A 17,058-nucleotide genomic window follows, 5' to 3' on the forward strand; every position below is an offset into this window, starting at 1 on the left:
TCAGAAGGCGTCGAGCGTCCAATTCCAAGCCCTTGCAGTATACGCCGCGGCGCTCCGCTTGTCGCACATCAATCGACGCGAAGGCCGCGTGGGTCCGGTTCGTGCCTGGCTGGTTCGCTACTGCCCTTCCTCGACAGTGGTATCTCGCTTAAATCAGGCGGCATGAGCGAGATCGAATCCACCCCCATCGCGGCGCTGACGCAGCGCCAGGCCCGCGCCCACCACAAGGCGCTCGCGACCGAGATCGCGGCTGCCGATCTCGCCTATTACCAGGACGACGCGCCCGTACTCGACGATGCGACCTATGACGCCAGGCGTCGCCGGCTTGTTGCGATCGAGGAGGCGTTCCCGGCGCTGAAGCCGTCGGACGCGGTCACTGAGAAGGTCGGGGCGAAGCCGTCCTCGAAATTTGCAAAAATCCGGCATCGCGTGCCGATGCTCTCGCTGGGCAATGCCTTTGCCGACGAGGACGTCGCCGATTTCGTGCAGCGGGTGAAAAGCTTCCTGGGCCGCAAGCCCGGCGACGAGATCGCTTTCACGGCCGAGCCGAAGATCGACGGCCTCTCGCTGTCGCTTCGCTACGAGAAGGGCGCGCTCGTCCATGCCGCGACGCGCGGCGATGGCGAGGAAGGCGAGGACGTCACGCTGAATGCGCGCACGATCTCCGAGATTCCGCATGATCTGGCCGGCTCCGACGTACCTGACGTCGCCGAGGTCCGCGGCGAGGTTTATCTCGGCCACGCCGATTTCGCGGGGATCAACGAGCGGCAGCGCGAAAAAAGGCTCCCCGAATTCGCCAATCCGCGCAATGCGGCGGCGGGCTCGCTGCGCCAGCTCGACGTCTCGATCACCGCCGAGCGGCCGCTGCGCTTCTTCGCCTATGCGTGGGGCGACATGCCGGTCCTGCCGGCTCAGACGCAGTTCGGCGTCGTCGAGGCGTTTAAGCGCTGGGGCTTTCGCACCAACCCGCTGATGGTCCGCTGCGAGAGCGTCGAGGCGCTGCTGGCGCATTACCGGCTGATCGAGAGCCAGCGCGCGTCGCTCGGCTACGATATCGACGGCGTCGTCTACAAGGTCGACGACCTCGCCTTGCAAGCGCGGCTGGGCTTCGTCTCGCGGGCGCCGCGCTGGGCGATCGCGCACAAGTTCCCCGCCGAACTCGCGACGACAGTTCTCGAGGCCATCGAGATCCAGGTCGGGCGGACCGGCGCGCTCAGCCCGGTGGCCAAGCTGCGGCCGGTGACGGTCGGCGGCGTCGTCGTCTCGAACGCGACGCTGCACAACGAGGATTACATCCGCGGCTTCGACTCGAAGGGGCAGGCGATCCGCGACGGCTCGGATATCCGTGTGGGGGACACCGTCACGGTCAAGCGGGCGGGCGACGTGATCCCGCGCGTCGAGGCGGTCGATCTCGCCAAGCGCGCAACCGACTCGAAGCCCTATTCCTTCCCGACGAGTTGCCCGATCTGCGGTTCCGATGCTGTTCGCGAGCACAATCCGCGCTCGGGCAAGGAGGATGCGGTGCGGCGCTGCACAGGCGGGCTGATCTGCGCCGCGCAGGCGGTCGAGCGGCTCAAGCACTTCGTCTCGCGCGATGCGCTCGACATCGATGGGCTCGGCGACAAGCAGATCGAGTTCTTCCACGCCGATCCCGACCTGCCCGTAAAGGAGCCGGCCGATATCTTCACGCTCGCGGCTCGCGATGCCGGTAATTTCAAGAAGCTGAAGGACAAGGAAGGCTTTGGCGCGCAGAGCGCCGCAAAACTGTTCGCGGCGATCGAGGACAGGCGAACGCCTCCGCTCAACCGCTTCATTTTCGGGCTCGGGATCCGCCATATCGGCGAGACCAATGCCCGCCTGCTGGCGCGGCATTACGGCTCGTTCGAGGCTGTGCAGGCAGCCGTGATGCTTGCGGAAGCTGTTTCGTCGCCGGAGCGGCAGGAGCTCGACGCCATCGACGGCGTCGGCCCCACGGTGGTCGAGGCGCTGCTGCAGTTTTTTGCCGAGGCGCACAATCAGGAGATGCTCGGGCGGCTGCTCGCACAGGTTACGCCGCAACCGCTGGAGGCGGTGGCGTCGGTCAGCCCGGTCGCCGGCAAGATCGTAGTGTTCACAGGAGCACTGGAGCGGATGACGCGCGACGAGGCCAAGGCGATGGCCGAGCGCCTGGGCGCCAAGGTCGCGGGCTCGGTCTCATCCAAGACCGACCTGCTAGTCGCCGGACCTGGTGCCGGCTCGAAGCTCAAGGACGCGGCCAAGCACGGGGTCGAGGTAATCGACGAGGCCGGATGGTTCGACCTCGTCGGAGGCTGAGCCGCGTCGCCTCAGTAGCGATGCACGCGCTTCTTGGTCGTTCGGGCGCTGCGGGGCACGTCCGTGCGCTGCGGAATGCCGACGACGCCCTTGACGCCGCCGACGACGCCACCGGTCACGCCACCGACCACAGCGCCGGCGGCGCCACCGACAGGGCCCGCCGCCTGGTTGCCGACGCGCGCGCCTTCAGCCGCGCCGCGCGGAACGCCCTGGGCGCCGGCGGCGAGCGGAAACGAAACGATCGCCAGTGCAGCCGCACCGGCCAAAGCGATGTGCTTGATTGTCATGATAGTTGTCCGTTCGTAAGGGATCGCAGCGCAGGAATTCGGGCGCTTGCGGATACCTGGAAGCAACCTGTGCCGCGCCGCTTTGTTCCGCCTTGCGCAGGCGTACCGGCGGACTATCCCGCCCGAACCTGGCTCGGTGCCACGCCGATGACACGCTTGAAAGCGCGGCTGAAGGCGGCCTCGGACTCATAGCCCAGCCGCTGCGCCACGACCGAGATTCGCGCCTTGTCGCGGGCGAGCCATTGCCGCGCCTGCTGCATCCGGACCTGGGCGACATAGCGCGCCGGCGTCTCGCCGACGACGCTGGCAAAGCGCTCCGCGAAGCCTGAGCGCGACGCCCCCATCAGCCGCGCCAGCGCCGTCACCGTCCAGTCATGGTCGGGATTAAGATGGATTGCTGCGAGGACGCGGCCGATCTCGGGGCAGCGCGCGGCTGCGATCCAGCCCGCCGACTCGCCGCAGCCATTCTCCACCCAGGAGCGGATGATGCTGGCCGCCAGCACATCGGCCAGCCTCGCGAGGATACCGCCTGCGCCGACACGGTCCATCTCGACCTCGCGGGTCATCGCCTCGAGCAGATGCGGGATGCCGGGTTCGCTGACCGCCAGCTCCGACATGCGCATCAGGTCGGGCATCATGCGCAGCAGCGGGTGCTCGCTGTCGACATTGAAGGTCATGTTGCCGCTGAGCAGCAGCGTGCGCTCGCCGTCGCCGCCGGCATGGATGTCGAAGATGTTGCCGCAGATCTGCTGGGTCTCGCAGTCACCCAGCGGGGCGGCCGCGACATCGGGTGCGCTGGCGAGCACATGGCCGGCACCGCGCGGCAGCAGCAGGGCGTCGCCATCCTGCAATTCGACCCACTCATTGGCCGGGGTCAGCAGCCAGCATCCGCGCCTGGCAATGAAGTAGAAGCGCGCCGCCTTCTGCTGCGGGACCGTGACGCCCCAGGGCGCCGTCATCTGGCAGCGATTATAGACGACGCCGTCGAGCCTCAGCCCGCGCAACATGTCGGTTAGCGGGTCGTTTGGTTGCGATGCAGCGATTTTGGACGAACGATCATGCATGATGGCGAATATAGCATGGAAGCTCCAGTGAGCCACGCCCATCTTGCGGCATCATCTTGGAGACAGCCATGTCCGATTCCGCATCCATCCCATCATCGGCGCTCGATCTGCTGCCGGAGGTGGACGAACGCAGCGAGGCCGCCTGGCCCGCGATCTTCTCACTGACGCTCGGCGTCTTCGGCCTTGTCACGGCCGAGTTCCTGCCCGCCAGCCTGCTGACGCCGATGGCCAACGATGTCGGCGTCTCCGTGGGGATCGCCGGGCAGGCGGTCACCGCGACCGCCGTCATTGGCGCCATAGCGGGCCTCGCCACCGCTATCGTGACCCGCGGCCTCGACCGCCGCGTCGTGGTCTGGGGACTGACGGGCCTGCTGATCCTGTCGAGCCTGCTCGCCGCGGCTGCGACAAATCTCACGGTCCTGCTGCTGGCGCGCGTGCTGCTCGGCATCGGGCTCGGCGGGTTCTGGTCGATGGTTGCGGCAACCGCGATGCGGCTCGTCCCTACCAGCGCCTTGCCCAGGGCGATGTCGCTGATCTTCACCGGTGTCTCGGTCGCGACCGTCAGCGCCGCGCCGATCGGCGCCTATCTCGGCGACCTCTGGGGTTGGCGCATCGTCTTCCTGCTCTCGGCGGCGCTCGGCGTGGTCGCGCTCGGCACGCAACTGGCGACGATACCGCGCCTGCCGCCGCTGGGCTCGCCGGATATCCGCACCCTGTTTGCGCTGCTGCGGCGTCCGAGCATCCGCGTCGTGCTGATTGCGATCGTCGTCAGCATCTCCGGCCATTTCGCAGGCTTCACCTATATCCGGCCCTTCCTCGAGCAGGTGCCGATGCTCTCGGTCGAGGCCCTGTCGCTGGTGCTGCTGGCCTATGGCGTCGGCGGGTTCTTCGGCAATTTCGCCGGTGGGGCGATCGTCGCGCGCAGCGCCAAGGCCGCCGTGATCGCAGGGTCGGCGGTGATCGGAGTGATGGCGATCGTGCTCTTGCAGTTCGGCGGCTCGACGATGATTGCGGCCTTGGCGGTCGGTGTCTGGGGCTTCGCCTTCGGCGCGCTGCCAGTGGGATTCCAGACCTGGATGGTCCGGATCTCTCCCGATGAAGCCGAATCATCCGGCGGCCTGCTTGTCGCCGCCTTCCAGGTCGCGATCGCGAGCGGCGCGATCTTCGGTGGCCTCCTGGTCGACAGCTTTGGCGCGCTCGGCGCAATCGGCTATGCGGCCGTCGCGACGAGCCTGGGTGCCGTTGGCGTGCTGGTCTTCCGCGCCCGGAGCCCCGAGCAGATCGAGCCCGGGGCCACTGTCCCGTCCGCTCACTGAACAGAAAACGAAGTGATCGGGTGCGTGAATGCGCCCGATCACTTTTCTTCAAGACAGTTGCAGCGGCATCGGCTGTAAGCTTGCTGCATGAACGCGATCTCCCAAAACGAGGCGTTGGGCCTGGAACCGCTCGGCACGGGCGAACGTGCGAAGCTGTTTCCGGCCGCGCGCTTTGGTGGGCTGGACTGCCTCGCGGCGACGTTCCGGAGCCATGCCTACGCGCCGCATCGCCATGACAGCTATGTCATCGGGGTGATCGAGGCCGGCTGCGAGACCTTCCGTATCAACGGCGTGCGCCACTATGCGCGGCCCGGACAGATCGCCTTCGTCAATCCGCTCGAGACCCATGATGGCGAGCCTCATGGCGGTGGCTACAGCTATCGGATGACCTATCCAGAAGTCGGGTTGATGCAGGAGCTCGCGAGTTCACTCGCCGGGCGTGCCGCCGTCTCGACGCCCTATTTTCCCGAGCCGCTGGTCGAGGACGCCGAGACGTCGGCTCTGTTTGCCGCCGCGCATCGCGCCATCGAGCAGGGGCGCGACGAGTTCGCTGGCGAGGAGATGCTGCTCGCCTTCTACGGCCGCTGCCTCGTCCGCCACGCCGGCTGGATCCCGGCTTCGCTCGGGGATGAGGCCGGGCCCGTCGCGCGAGCGCGCCAGCTCTTCGAAGAGCGGTTCGACGAGGATCTCTCGCTCGCCGACGTCGCAAAGCTCAGTGGCCTGCCGCGCCATCAACTGATCCGTTCTTTCCGGCGAGAAACCGGGCTGACGCCTCATGCCTATCTCGTCGATATCCGCGTGCGCCGCGCGCAGGAGGCCCTGCGCAAGGGCGAAACGCCGGGCGCGGTCGCTGCCGCCACCGGCTTCTGCGACCAGGCGCATCTGACGCGCGCCTTCAAGGCCAGGCTCGGCGTCACGCCCGGCGCCTTTCGCGCCGCCCATCTCGGTTGAAAGCAGACGTTTCATGTCGATGCGAGACGATGTCCGTCGCGGACTTGGCGACATCTGGCCGGCCGCCGTCGCGGCGATGCCGATAGGGCTGCTGTTCGGGGCGCTGGCCGCCGGTAAGGGGCTGTCGCCGCTCGAGGTGCTGCTGATGGGGGTGATGGTGTTCGCGGGCGGGGCGCAGTTCGCTGCCGTCGAGCTCTGGGCGACGCCGGCGCCGATCGGTGCGCTGGTGTTCTCGACGCTGCTGATCAATGCGCGCCATGTCCTGATGAGTGCCTCGCTGGCGCCGAAACTTTCGGGCTTCTCGACGACGCAGAAATTCCTGGGCCTGTACTACATGGCCGACGAGAACTGGGCGCTGGCCGAGAAGAGGGCGCGCACGCACAGACTGACTCCGGCCTATTGGTTCGGCATGGCGCTGCCCTTCGTCGCCGGCTGGATGACGACAACGACGCTCGGCGCGACAATCGGCGCGGCGATGGGCGATCCCCGACGGTTCGGCGCCGACTTCGCTTTCACGGCGCTTTTCATCGCGCTGGTCGCGGCGTTCTGGAAGGGACGGGTGACCGGCTGGACGGTCGCTGCCGCCGGCATGTCCTCGGCGCTGACCTATCGCTTCGTCGGGCCACCCTGGCACGTGCTGGTCGGTGCGCTCTGCGGACTGGCGGCGGCCTGGATCGCAGCTGGTGCCAGCGTGCCCGAGCCCGTGCTCGGCGGAGAGGCGCGCCCGTGACCCTCGATACGCAGACTGTGCTCGCCATACTCGGCATGGCGATAGTGACCTATGCCACCCGGATAGCCGGGCTGGCTCTCGCCGGCCGGCTCGACCTGTCGCCACGCGCGCAGGCTGCGTTCGATGCGATCCCGCCCGCCGTACTGATCGCGGTGATCGCGCCGAGCGCGCTTGCCACCGGCTGGGCCGAGACGGGGGCCGCCATCGTCGCGGGCATCGCCGCGACGCGGTTGCCGCTGCTGGCGGTCGTGGCGGTCGGCGTCGTGGCGGTCGTGGGGCTCAGGGCGCTGGTATAAGAGGCCAAGCGAAACACGACCGTCATTGCGAGGAGCGCAGCAACGAAGCAATCCAGGAGGCGTAGCGCGCTGCCGCCCCTGGATTGCTTCGCTGACGCTCGCAATGACGGCACGTCTTGAACGTCGTCTGGATGAGCGAAGACGCGCGTGGTCGGGACAAGCCAGACCATGACGGGGAGGCGTGACCTACAGCGGCAGGCAGGCCTGCTCCAGCCAGGCCTTTGCCTCGTCCTCGACCAGCGGCGAGAGCTTCTCCCAGACCCGCGCATGATAGGCGTCGATCCAGGCGATCTCGCCATTGTCGAGCAGGTTCCTGTCGATCAGCGCCCGCTCATAGGGGCACCAGGTGATTGTCTCGAAGCCGTAGATCGTCCGGTCGCCGCCGGGGATCTTCCGCTCCTCGACCACGACCAGGTTCTCGATGCGGATGCCGTATTCGCCCTGCTTGTAGTAACCGGGCTCGTTGGACAGGATCATGCCCGGCTCCAGCGGCGTGGTGCCGAGCTTGGACAAGCGCTGCGGCCCCTCATGCACCGAGAGGTAGCTGCCGACGCCATGGCCGGTGCCATGGTCGAAGTCGAGCCCTGCCTGCCAGAGCGGCAGCCGCGCCAAGGCGTCGAGCTGCGCGCCCGACGTGCCCTTCACGAAAAGCGCGCGCGAGATCGCGAGATGGCCCTTGAGCACGCGGGTATAGCGGTCGCGCATCTCGGCGCTGGGCTCGCCGACCGCCATGGTGCGGGTGATGTCGGTGGTGCCGTCCTCATACTGGCCGCCGGAATCGACCAGGAAGATGCCGGGCTCGATCGGGCGATTGCTGGCATCCGTGACGCGGTAATGCGGCAGGGCGGCGTTGGGGCCGGCACCGGCGATCGTGGTGAAGGAGACATCCTTGAGCAGCCCGGTCTTCATCCGCTCGGCTTCGAGCGCGGCAACCGCATCGATTTCGGTCAGGCCGCCCTTCGGCGCCTCGCGCGCCAGCCAGGTCAGGAAACGCACCATCGCGGCGCCGTCGCGCAGATGGGCCTGGCGCGTCCCGTCGAGTTCGGCTGCGTTCTTGCGCGCCTTCATCAGCGCGATCGGATCGGTTCCAGCCTCGGGCGTACCGCCGGCATCGCGAATGAGCGTTGCCAGTGCAGAGGCGGCAGTGGTCGCGTCGAGCCGGACCTTGGCCTTTGCAGCGCCGAGCGCCTGAAGCTGACCCTGCAGGGCGGAGGGCGGCGCGATCTCGCCGACGGCGCCGATGGCGTCGCCGGCCTCGTTGGTGACCTTCTCGGGCGCGAGGAAAACGGTGGGCCGCCCCTCGCGCGGCACGATGGCGTAGCCGAGAGGCAGCGGCGTGTGCTCGACATCGCCGCCGCGGATGTTGAAGGTCCAGGCCAGCGCATGCGGATCCGAGACGACGAGCGCATCGATCTTCGCCTTGGCAAGGGCCTCCTGGATGCGCGCGAGCTTCTCGGCCGTGGTCTCGCCGGCGAAGGCCGCCTGATGGGCCTTCACAGCCGCGGTCGGCGGGGCAGGGCGGTCACTCCAGAGCGCGTCGATGGGATTGGGCGTACAGGGAACGAGCGTGCCGCCGGCGGCGACTGCCGCCTTCTCCAGCCTGGCGACGCCGTCGACCGTATGGAGCCAGGGGTCATAGCCGAGCTGGCCGCTCGCCGGGAGGTTCGCCTCGATCCAGCGCTCCAGCGGCATTTCCTCCATCTTCGTCGGCGTGATGATGGCCGGGTCGGTCTGCTCCTGCGATTGCAGCGTGTAGCGCCCGTCGACGATCAGCGCGGCCTTGTCGGCCAGGATGACGGCATTGCCGGCCGAACCCGTAAAGCCCGTCAGCCAGGCCAGGCGCGCCATGTGCGCGGGCACATACTCGCCCTGGTGCTCATCGGCGCGGGGCACGATGAAGCCGGCAAGGCCCTGTGCCGCCAGCGCCTTGCGCAGCGCATCGACCCGCGGCGCGACCTGCATCGGATTGCTGGGTTCGGAGAAGCCCTGGAACCGGCAGGCGGGATGGGAGACGGCGGTCGAGTCGGTCATGGCGGGTCCGGAACAGGGAAATCGCGCCATGGTCGCGCCTTCGCGATTCCAAGGCCAGCGAAAAGCGCTTTTTTAGGCTGCATTTTCTGAAGGCGGTGCTGCGCCTGCGTTTTGGGCGAGCTGCCTCATTGCTATGCGAACAGCGCAATCGTTAACGGAAATCGACGCGGGGCATGCATTGAATGCATATCTCGCATCTGCGAAGTCCTCTTTTCGCAAGTGCGAAGAGAGCCCACCTTAAGGACATAAGAGAACGAGGAAGCGACCGGGACTGTCCTTCGTTTTTTAGGAGAGACCCTATGACTTATGTGCTGAACAATGCCGACGTCCTGCCGGTACGGGCCGGTGCCAAGGCAGTCGCTCCTGCCGCGAGCGGCCCTGGGTTCTGGCAAAGGCTCTACGCCGCGATGATCGAAAGCCGCCGCCGCTCTGTCGAGCGTGAATTGCGTGCTCGCTACTATCTGATCGGCGAAGCCGGGATCGTGCTGGGCGGCCTGCCGCAAACCACGCTGAAGACCGACGCCGAACTGCCGTTCAACCGCTGAGTTCCTAGCGCCTGCTCTCGTTCAAGTCGCGCCGGCCTCGCGCCTGGCGCCCAACCCACGGACAACCATCATGATCGCCATCATCAAGCACGCCTATGACTGGGTCGTAGATGCCGCCAAGTTCGCCTCCGCCGTCTGGCACGATGCCCGTGCCATGCAGCATGAGGCCGAAGCCAAGTACGGCCATATCGGCTTCTGACGAAAGCGCCGCACCCCCGGGTTCGGCTGGCCTATCGAAGGCGGCGTGGTCTAGGGGCCGCGCCGCCTTTTTTCATGACCAGCGTCGCCCAACCCTCGCGCTGCGACTGGCGGGCGAGATAAACGCCCTGATGCCGGTAGGTCGAGACGACTCCGGCGACGTCCATTGCCAGCAGCCCCGACAGGATCACAGTTCCGCCCGGTGCCAGCACGCGTGCGATCGACGGTGCCAGCCGCTTCAACGGCCACGCCAGAATGTTGGCGAAGATCAGGTCGAAATGCTTGGGCCGGTTGGCCTTGGCATGGCGCAGGCCCGGCGCGACATAGAGATCCAGGCGATTGGGCGCGTGGTTGACGCGCGCATTATCCGCCGCGACTTCGACAGCGATCCGGTCGATGTCGCCGGCGACGACCTTGGTCTTGATCTGCTTGGCCAGTGCCAGAGCCAGAATGCCCGTGCCGGTGCCGACATCGATGGCGTGGCGCGGGCGGCGCTGCTTCAACTCGGCGTCCAGTGCGAGCAGGCAACCCGCAGTGGTGCCGTGATGACCGGTCCCAAAGGCGAGTGCTGCGGGGATCTCGATACCGATGTCGTTGATCCCAACGACATCGCGATCATGCGAGCCATGGACGAGCACGCGGCCGGCGCGCACGGGCTTCAGCCCGTCGAGGCTGGTTGCGACCCAGTCCTGCTGGTTCACCGTGGTGAACTTCGTGCTGTCGACGGCGTCACCGACGATCGGGCGCAGCATGTCGCGCACCGCCTCCTCGTCGGGATGGTAGGAGAAATAGATCTCGACCTTCCACGGTGCGTTGAGCGACAGCGTGGTGACACCGGTCTCGATCTCGAAAGACGAGATCGCGGTTTCCGTGGGATCGAAGACCTCGCCCAGGAGCTCGGTCAGCGCACGCGCCTTGTCGCCGCTGGTGGAGAGTTCAAGGACGGTCGCGACCGTCGCGGGGAGAAGACCTTCACGCATTGCAGCGCGATAGCAGTCCGCGCGCCGCTTGTCATTGCCAACAGCGTCATTGCGAGCGCAGCGAAGCAATCCAGTATCGTAGAGCTCTACGGTTTCCTGATTGCATCGCTCACGCTCGCAATGATGGATGGGCCGCTCAGAAGGCGTCATTCACCATTTTGAAGACGCCAGCGAAATCGCCTCTTTCTGCTGCAAAGCGCAGCGGCTTGCAGCGCTCGACGATGACCTCCTCGGCATCCGGCTGGGTCTCGAGGATGGTCATCACCTCGGCGATGAACTCGGCCAGTGGCTGCGCGGCGGGGTCGATCGCCTGCTCGGGCCCGCGCAGTTCGGTCTGCACATAGGGGGGCGCGAGTTCGATGACCTGCGTAGAGCTGCCGGCCAGTTGGTGGCGCAGCGCCATCGAGTAGGAGTGAATCGCAGCTTTGGTGGCGCTGTAGGTCGGCGTCACGCCGAGTGGCACGAAGGCGAGCCCGGAACTGACGGTCATCAGTGTAGCGCGCGGCTGCTTCAGCAGATGGGGCAGGAGAGCCGCCGTCAGCCGGATGGGCCCCAGCAGGTTAGTGACCACGGTTTCCTCGGCGACGGCGAGATGCGCCTCCGTCTCCGTGACGTCCTCGTCCTTCATGATGCCGGCATTGTTGATGACGACGTTCAACGCGGGGAAGCGCTCGATGGCCGTGCGCGCAAATGCGACGATGTCGGCCTTGTCCTGGATGTCGAGAAGCAGCGACTGCATGCCGGGGTTGGCGGCGGTGACCTGGTCCAGGACCTGCTCGCGCCGCCCGGCGATGATGACCTGATTGCCACGGCCATGGAATGCTTCGGCAAGGGCGCGGCCAATGCCTGAGCCGCCGCCGGTGATGAGGATGGTGTTACCTGCGATGTTCATCGCAAAGCCCTTTCGTGGTTGCGCCAGACAAAATTAGGGCGGATGCTCTCCTTCCGAAAGAAGGCACCTGAAAGTTCTATACGCACCAAAAGGAGAGTGTGACTTGGGAGTGATTCGCGAAGCCGTCGCCAGAATGCAGAGCGAGGGCGGCCTGCAGCACCCGGAGGTCGAGCCGGCTGTCGAGGCGCTGGTGCGCGACGTGATCGCGCAGGTGGCCGACAAATGGACAATGCTCGTGCTCGAGGAGCTGGAGGAGCACGGAACGCTGCGCTTCACACAGATCGCCCGGCTCGTGCCGGGCATCAGCCAGAAGATGCTGACCAAGACATTGCGCCAGATGGAATGCGATGGGCTCGTCGAGCGCAGGGTGCATCCGGTCATCCCGCCCCATGTCGACTACACGCTGACGGAGCTGGGCGGAGAGCTGACCGCGGCCTTCTGCGGCGTCTGGGTCTGGGCCGAGACGTACCACCCGCAGGTCGAGGCGGCGCGCGCCGCATTCAAGCGGCGCGAGGCCAAGTGATCCAGGCGCGCGACGCGATCAGAGATCTTTCGTGAGATAGATGCGAGTCGCGCCGGGATTGGCCGCGATTTCGCCGAAGGCAATCCAGCCGTGGCGCTTGTAGAATTCCGGGGCCTGGAAACTTATCGTGTAAAGCACGCCCTTGCTGCAACCGCGCCTGCGGCCTTCGTCCTCTGCCATGACGAGCATCCGGCTTCCCAGCCCGGTGCCGCGCTGCGACTTCGGCAGATAGAACAGGTCGATAAAGAGGAGCCCGAGCGAGGTGCGGCCGATCAGGCCGCCCAGCAACTCGCCGCTTTCGGGGTCCTTGATCCCGATCGTCAGGGGCATGTGGTCGCTGACGCCGCAGACCTCGCGATTGTAGTCACGCAGGCCTTCCGAGACGGTCGACTGCAAAGCGGGGTCGGCAGTGTTGCCGAGGATGAGATCGATATCGGGCATGTCGCAAGTCCGGCAGGCCCCGCCGCCGGCATTCACACGAAGCCGGCCCGGAGCGATCGCCGCCTGCATAGTCGGTTCCGCGACGGCGCGCAGCGGCGCTGCTCGCGGGGAGGGGTGGAGTTTGCGGGCGGACTTGAAGTCAGGGCGGCGGGGGGAGCTTCTACCCCGCCTTCTGCACAAAGCTGTCCAGGACCATCTTCCGCCCGGCCTTGTCGAAATCCACCGTCAGCTTGTTGCCGTCTACTGATGCAACCGAGCCGTTGCCAAACTTGACGTGGAAGACGCGTGCGCCGGTATCATAGGCCGACGATGCGCTCGATTTGGCGGTGAGTTCGCCCTCGATCAGCATCGGCCCGCGCTGGCGATTGCCGCCGAAGCCACCGCTTTCGTTGAAGCCGGAGCCGCCCTTGGCCTTGTTCTCCTGCGCGCGCTGCCAACCGGGCGTGTTGTAGCTCGAGCCAAAGCTCTCCATGCGGTCGAAGCGCGAGGCGCCGTAGCCGACCTGGCTGTAGTTCGAGGCGGCCTGGACGACCTCGACATGCTCCTCGGGCAACTCGTCGATAAAGCGGCTCGGCAGGCTCGACTGCCAGAGGCCGTGGATGCGCCGGTTCGAGGCGAAATAGAGCTTCAGCCTCTTGCGGGCTCGCGTCAGGCCGACATGGGCGAGGCGGCGCTCCTCTTCCAGCCCGGCGCGGCCGCTCTCGTCGAGCGCGCGTTGGTTGGGGAACAGGCCTTCCTCCCAGCCGGGCAGGAAGACGGTGTCGAATTCCAGCCCCTTTGCACCGTGCAGTGTCATGATCGAGACGCGCTCGGCGCCTTCAGCCGTGTCGGCGTCCATCACCAGCGAGACGTGCTCGAGGAAGGCGGGAAGGTCCGGGAACTCATCGAGCGAGCGCACGAGTTCCTTGAGGTTTTCCAGGCGCCCGGCGGCATCGGCCGACCGGTCCTTCTGCCACATCTCGGTGTAGCCGCTCTCCTCCAGCACGAGTTCGGCGAGTTCGCCCTGCTGCATGTGCTCGGCGCGACCGCTCCAGCGGCCAAAGGCGTTGACGAGTTCGCGCAGGCTGCTGCGGGCCTTCGGCTTGAGCTCGTCGCTTTCGACGATCATCCGGGCCGATTGCAGCAGCGAGACACCCGTGGCGCGGGCGTGGTTGTGCAGGATCTGGATGGTCGCGTCGCCAAGGCCGCGCTTGGGCTGATTGACGATGCGCTCGAAGGCGAGATCGTCGGTCTGGCTGACGACGCAGCGGAGGTAGGCCATGGCGTCGCGGATTTCGGCGCGCTCGTAGAAACGGGGCCCGCCGATGACGCGATAGGGGATGCCGGTCTGGACGAAGCGCTCTTCCAGTTCGCGCATCTGTGCGGAGACGCGCACCAGGATCGCGACCTCGGCGAGGTTTGCACCCTTGGACTGCATCGCCTCGATCTCGTCGGTGATCAGCCGGGCCTCTTCCTGGCTGTCCCAGGCGCCGGTGATCGTGACCTTTTCGCCGGCCTCGTCCTCGGTGCGCAGGGTCTTGCCGAGGCGGCCCTCATTGCGGGCGATCAGTTTTGCGGCGGTGGCGAGGATATGGCCGGTCGAGCGATAGTTGCGCTCCAGTCGCACCACGACCGCGCCAGGAAAATCCTGCTCGAAGCGCAGGATGTTGTCGACCTCCGCGCCGCGCCAGCCATAGATCGACTGGTCGTCGTCGCCGACGCAGGCGATGTTGCGCCGGCCTTGGGCCAGCAGCCTCAGCCAGAGGTATTGCGCCGTGTTGGTGTCCTGGTACTCGTCGACCAGGATGTATTTGAACCGCTCGTGATAGGTCGTGAGCACGTCGGGATGTTCGCGGAACAGCGTCAGGCAGTGCAGCAGAAGATCGCCGAAATCGACGGCGTTCAATGTCTTCATCCGGTCCTGGTAGGCTGCGTAGAGCTTGCCGCCCTTGCCGTTGGCGAAGACGGCGGCCTCGCCCGGCGAGACGTCCTTGGGCGCAAGGCCGCGGTTCTTCCAGGAATCGATGAAGCCCGACAGCATCCGCGCCGGCCAGCGCTTCTCGTCGATCCCCTCGGCCTGGATCACCTGCTTCATCAGGCGCAGCTGGTCGTCGGTATCGAGGATGGTGAAGTCTGAGCGCAGGTCGAGCAGTTCGGCGTGGCGACGCAGCAGCTTTGCCGAGATCGAGTGGAAGGTGCCCAGCCATGGCATGCCTTCGGCCACGGGGCCGACGAGCTTGGCGACGCGCTCCTTCATCTCGCGCGCCGCCTTGTTGGTGAAGGTGACGGAGAGGATCTGCGAGGGAAAGGCGCGCCCGGTCGCAATCAGATGGGCGATGCGCGTGGTCAGCACGCGGGTCTTGCCGGTACCCGCGCCGGCGAGCACCAGCACGGGGCCATCCGTCGCCTCGACCGCCTGTCGCTGCTCCGGGTTCAGCCCCGAGAGATAGCCGGCCGTCGGCTGCGCTGCCGCGCGCGCGGCGAGGCCGCCGGGGCGGGGCAGGGGGGCGGAGGTGAGGTTGTGCTCGGACAAGAGGCGGCCATTCGATCGTGATTCGTTCTTGCGTCAATATAGGGATGTGGCGGCAGGATTGCGCCCTTCGCGAGCGAGCAATTTGAGCACCGTCATGCTCGGGCTTGTCCCGAGCACCTACGTCTTGAACACTGTCCTCGATCGAAGAAGACGCGGATGCTCGGGACAAGCCCGACCATGACGATAGAATGGTCGGCCAAGGTGGAGGAGCGCGCATGGCAGGCGATAGCAGGGCTCATCCCGCCTGGGACGCCACCAACCAGGTCCCGCCGCTGGCGGATTACGACGCCTTTGCCACAGATCCGGTGCTGCCTGCTGCAATTGCGGCCTTCGGCGGAGACTGGGCCAGCGAGCGCCTCCATGAGGCCGGGCGCGTCGTCGGCTCGGCCCATGTGCAGGAACTGGCCCGGCAGGCCAACCGGTACACGCCGGAACTGCGCACGCATGATCGCTTTGGCAACAGGATCGACCAGGTCGCCTTCCATCCCGCCTGGCATGAGCTGATGGGGCTGGCGATCGGCCAGGAGACCCATGCCTTGTGCTGGAACCGGCCCGGCCCGGGCGCGCAAGTGGCGCGCGCGGGGCTGCAATATCTCTGGTATGGAGCCGAGAGCGGTATCTGCTGTCCGATCAGCATGACCTATTCGGCAATCCCGATCCTGAAGCAGGATCCGGCGCGTTGGGCGGAATGGGGCGGGCTCATTTCATCTGCGGCCTATGATCCGAGCCAGGGCTCGGCGGGCGGGAAGTCCGGCGCCACCGTTGGCATGGCGATGACGGAGACCCAAGGCGGCTCCGACCTGCGCCAGACCCAAACAGTCGCGCACGACAACGGCGACGGGACGTTTTCGCTGCATGGCCAGAAGTGGTTCTTCTCCGTGCCGCAGTCCGACGTCTTCCTGACGCTGGCACGCACCGAGGAGGGGGGTTCCTGCTTCGTCGTGGCCGGCTGGCTGCCTGACGGTACGCGCAACGGCGTCGCGATCCAGCGCCTGAAGGACAAGTGTGGCAACCGCTCCAATGCGTCCTCGGAGGTCGAGTTCCGCGGGGCGATCGGTCATCTGCTCGGCGAACCCGGCCGGGGCCTGCGCACGGGGCTGGCGATGAATCACAACACCCGGCTCGATATCGCGGCGGCGTCCGCCGGGCTTATGCGGCAGGCTGTTGCGCTGGCGGCTCATCACGCAACGCATCGCAGGGCGTTCCAGCGCGCGCTGATCGACCAGCCGATCATGCAGAACGTGCTGGCAGACCTCGCCATTGAGGCCGAGGCAGCCGCGTGGCTGGCTTTTCGGCTGTTTGCGGCGGTTGACCGCCAGGAGGGATCCGAGAGCGAGCGATTGCTTGCGCGGATCGGGGCGCCGATCGCCAAATACTGGGTGGCCAAGCGCACGCCGGCCGTCGTCGTCGAGGCGCTGGAATGCCATGGCGGCAACGGCTTCATCGAGGAGAACCCGATGGCGCGGCATTATCGCGAGGCGCCGCTGAACTCCGTCTGGGAAGGCTCGGGCAATGTCATCTGCCTCGACGTGCTGCGCTCGCTCGAGCGCGAGCCGGGGTCGCTGGCAGCCCTGCTAGACGAGTTGCGCCAAGTGAAGGGCGCGGACCGGCGCTACGATGCTCAACTGGCGGCGCTGACTGGGGGATTGCCAGGGCTGATCGGCCATGAGGGCCAGGCCCGGCGGCTGACGGAGCGGCTGGCCGTGATGCTGCAGGCCTCGCTGCTGTTGCGCTACTCGTCGCACAAGGTCGCCGACGCCTTCATCGCGTCGCGGCTCGAGGGGCGTTGGTCTGGTCACTTTGGCGACCTCCCACACAGCGTCGATGCGGCCGCGCTGGCGCGACGGGCGGTGCCGGTGTCGGGCTGAGCCAAGTGGTGACGCTCTAAACCTGCAAGACTGAAAATGGCAACGCGAACAGCGCCTTCGGGATGTTGTTTGACGTTGCGTAAGTTCGTTTTGGCCGTCATGACGACCGGA

Annotated in this window: 16 protein-coding genes; 9 read left to right on the forward strand and 7 right to left on the reverse strand. The window is 66.6% G+C overall.

The genetic code is table 11. The annotated features are described in order from the left end of the window. Positions 1-162 precede the first annotated feature (162 nt). On the forward strand, positions 163-2,313 hold the full coding sequence (gene ligA, locus AC1D2L_RS06840; protein WP_476845079.1) for an NAD-dependent DNA ligase LigA: 2,151 nt from the start codon (positions 163-165) through the stop codon (positions 2,311-2,313). Positions 2,314-2,324: 11 nt separating this feature from the next. Here the strand turns inward: ligA and AC1D2L_RS06845 are convergent, their stop codons facing one another. Together AC1D2L_RS06845 and AC1D2L_RS06850 are read right to left on the reverse strand one after the other, a co-directional pair. Further along, positions 2,325-2,600: a hypothetical protein gene (locus AC1D2L_RS06845; RefSeq protein ID WP_476845080.1), complete on the reverse strand. Its 276-nt coding sequence runs from the start codon at positions 2,598-2,600 to the stop codon at positions 2,325-2,327. A gap of 113 nt (positions 2,601-2,713) precedes the next feature. Further along, entirely contained in the window at positions 2,714-3,664 is a 951-nt protein-coding gene (locus tag AC1D2L_RS06850; RefSeq protein ID WP_476845081.1) for an AraC family transcriptional regulator, read from the reverse strand. 68 nt (positions 3,665-3,732) lie between these two features. On the opposite strand from AC1D2L_RS06850, the gene AC1D2L_RS06855 reads away from it, so the two are divergent. The 4 genes from AC1D2L_RS06855 (at position 3,733) to AC1D2L_RS06870 (ending at position 6,957) form a co-directional block, all read left to right on the forward strand. Continuing rightward, the gene (locus AC1D2L_RS06855) at positions 3,733-4,980 is read left to right on the forward strand and encodes an MFS transporter (RefSeq protein WP_476845082.1); all 1,248 of its coding nucleotides are present in this window, start codon (positions 3,733-3,735) and stop codon (positions 4,978-4,980) included. An 87-nt stretch (positions 4,981-5,067) separates the two neighbouring features. Then, complete coding sequence (locus AC1D2L_RS06860) at positions 5,068-5,931, forward strand: AraC family ligand binding domain-containing protein (RefSeq protein ID WP_476845083.1); 864 nt, start codon at positions 5,068-5,070, stop codon at positions 5,929-5,931. A gap of 13 nt (positions 5,932-5,944) precedes the next feature. Then, positions 5,945-6,661: an AzlC family ABC transporter permease gene (locus AC1D2L_RS06865; RefSeq protein WP_476845084.1), complete on the forward strand. Its 717-nt coding sequence runs from the start codon at positions 5,945-5,947 to the stop codon at positions 6,659-6,661. Then, positions 6,658-6,957, forward strand: coding sequence for an AzlD family protein (locus AC1D2L_RS06870; RefSeq protein WP_476845085.1), 300 nt, complete (start codon positions 6,658-6,660; stop codon positions 6,955-6,957). Before AC1D2L_RS06865 ends, AC1D2L_RS06870 begins: the two co-directional genes overlap by 4 nt. Before the next feature lie 186 nt (positions 6,958-7,143). Here AC1D2L_RS06870 and AC1D2L_RS06875 read toward each other — a convergent pair whose 3' ends face one another. Further along, positions 7,144-8,988: an aminopeptidase P family protein gene (locus AC1D2L_RS06875; RefSeq protein WP_476845086.1), complete on the reverse strand. Its 1,845-nt coding sequence runs from the start codon at positions 8,986-8,988 to the stop codon at positions 7,144-7,146. A 299-nt stretch (positions 8,989-9,287) separates the two neighbouring features. Here AC1D2L_RS06875 and AC1D2L_RS06880 point away from each other — a divergent pair, with 299 nt between their 5' ends. Both AC1D2L_RS06880 and AC1D2L_RS06885 read left to right on the forward strand, forming a co-directional pair. Further along, a complete protein-coding gene (locus tag AC1D2L_RS06880) occupies positions 9,288-9,533 on the forward strand; it encodes a hypothetical protein (protein WP_476845087.1) in 246 nt (81 codons plus the stop codon). Between the two features lie 70 nt (positions 9,534-9,603). Next, on the forward strand, positions 9,604-9,732 hold the full coding sequence (locus AC1D2L_RS06885) for a hypothetical protein (RefSeq protein ID WP_476845088.1): 129 nt from the start codon (positions 9,604-9,606) through the stop codon (positions 9,730-9,732). A gap of 31 nt (positions 9,733-9,763) precedes the next feature. On the opposite strand, the gene AC1D2L_RS06890 is transcribed toward AC1D2L_RS06885, so the two are convergent. Both AC1D2L_RS06890 and AC1D2L_RS06895 read right to left on the reverse strand, forming a co-directional pair. Next, positions 9,764-10,711, reverse strand: a complete 948-nt coding sequence (locus AC1D2L_RS06890) for a 50S ribosomal protein L11 methyltransferase (protein WP_476845089.1) — start codon at positions 10,709-10,711, stop codon at positions 9,764-9,766. A gap of 136 nt (positions 10,712-10,847) precedes the next feature. Then, positions 10,848-11,603, reverse strand: a complete 756-nt coding sequence (locus tag AC1D2L_RS06895) for an SDR family oxidoreductase (RefSeq protein ID WP_476845090.1) — start codon at positions 11,601-11,603, stop codon at positions 10,848-10,850. Between the two features lie 133 nt (positions 11,604-11,736). Between AC1D2L_RS06895 and AC1D2L_RS06900 the strand changes: the two genes are divergently transcribed. Further along, positions 11,737-12,126: a winged helix-turn-helix transcriptional regulator gene (locus tag AC1D2L_RS06900; protein WP_476845227.1), complete on the forward strand. Its 390-nt coding sequence runs from the start codon at positions 11,737-11,739 to the stop codon at positions 12,124-12,126. Between the two features lie 18 nt (positions 12,127-12,144). On the opposite strand, the gene AC1D2L_RS06905 is transcribed toward AC1D2L_RS06900, so the two are convergent. Next, a complete protein-coding gene (locus AC1D2L_RS06905; RefSeq protein ID WP_476845091.1) occupies positions 12,145-12,567 on the reverse strand; it encodes a GNAT family N-acetyltransferase in 423 nt (140 codons plus the stop codon). A gap of 160 nt (positions 12,568-12,727) precedes the next feature. Beyond that, on the reverse strand, positions 12,728-15,079 hold the full coding sequence (locus AC1D2L_RS06910; RefSeq protein ID WP_476845092.1) for an ATP-dependent helicase: 2,352 nt from the start codon (positions 15,077-15,079) through the stop codon (positions 12,728-12,730). A gap of 215 nt (positions 15,080-15,294) precedes the next feature. On the opposite strand from AC1D2L_RS06910, the gene AC1D2L_RS06915 reads away from it, so the two are divergent. Next, positions 15,295-16,947: an acyl-CoA dehydrogenase family protein gene (locus AC1D2L_RS06915; protein WP_476845093.1), complete on the forward strand. Its 1,653-nt coding sequence runs from the start codon at positions 15,295-15,297 to the stop codon at positions 16,945-16,947. The last annotated feature ends 111 nt before the right edge of the window (positions 16,948-17,058 follow it).

This window comes from Allobosea sp. P1_B10 (assembly GCF_056406735.1).

Bases quoted from the DNA above. Each gene is read 5' to 3' on its own strand.
- AC1D2L_RS06915 (WP_476845093.1), top strand. From the start codon at position 15,295: ATGGCAGGCGATAGCAGGGCTCATCCCGCCTGGGACGCCACCAACCAG.
- AC1D2L_RS06845 (WP_476845080.1), bottom strand. From the start codon at position 2,600: ATGACAATCAAGCACATCGCTTTGGCCGGTGCGGCTGCACTGGCGATC.
- AC1D2L_RS06875 (WP_476845086.1), bottom strand. From the start codon at position 8,988: ATGACCGACTCGACCGCCGTCTCCCATCCCGCCTGCCGGTTCCAGGGC.
- AC1D2L_RS06855 (WP_476845082.1), top strand. From the start codon at position 3,733: ATGTCCGATTCCGCATCCATCCCATCATCGGCGCTCGATCTGCTGCCG.
- AC1D2L_RS06860 (WP_476845083.1), top strand. From the start codon at position 5,068: ATGAACGCGATCTCCCAAAACGAGGCGTTGGGCCTGGAACCGCTCGGC.
- AC1D2L_RS06890 (WP_476845089.1), bottom strand. From the start codon at position 10,711: ATGCGTGAAGGTCTTCTCCCCGCGACGGTCGCGACCGTCCTTGAACTC.
- AC1D2L_RS06850 (WP_476845081.1), bottom strand. From the start codon at position 3,664: ATGCATGATCGTTCGTCCAAAATCGCTGCATCGCAACCAAACGACCCG.
- AC1D2L_RS06895 (WP_476845090.1), bottom strand. From the start codon at position 11,603: ATGAACATCGCAGGTAACACCATCCTCATCACCGGCGGCGGCTCAGGC.
- AC1D2L_RS06885 (WP_476845088.1), top strand. From the start codon at position 9,604: ATGATCGCCATCATCAAGCACGCCTATGACTGGGTCGTAGATGCCGCC.
- AC1D2L_RS06905 (WP_476845091.1), bottom strand. From the start codon at position 12,567: ATGCCCGATATCGATCTCATCCTCGGCAACACTGCCGACCCCGCTTTG.
- AC1D2L_RS06865 (WP_476845084.1), top strand. From the start codon at position 5,945: ATGTCGATGCGAGACGATGTCCGTCGCGGACTTGGCGACATCTGGCCG.
- ligA (WP_476845079.1), top strand. From the start codon at position 163: ATGAGCGAGATCGAATCCACCCCCATCGCGGCGCTGACGCAGCGCCAG.
- AC1D2L_RS06880 (WP_476845087.1), top strand. From the start codon at position 9,288: ATGACTTATGTGCTGAACAATGCCGACGTCCTGCCGGTACGGGCCGGT.
- AC1D2L_RS06900 (WP_476845227.1), top strand. From the start codon at position 11,737: ATGCAGAGCGAGGGCGGCCTGCAGCACCCGGAGGTCGAGCCGGCTGTC.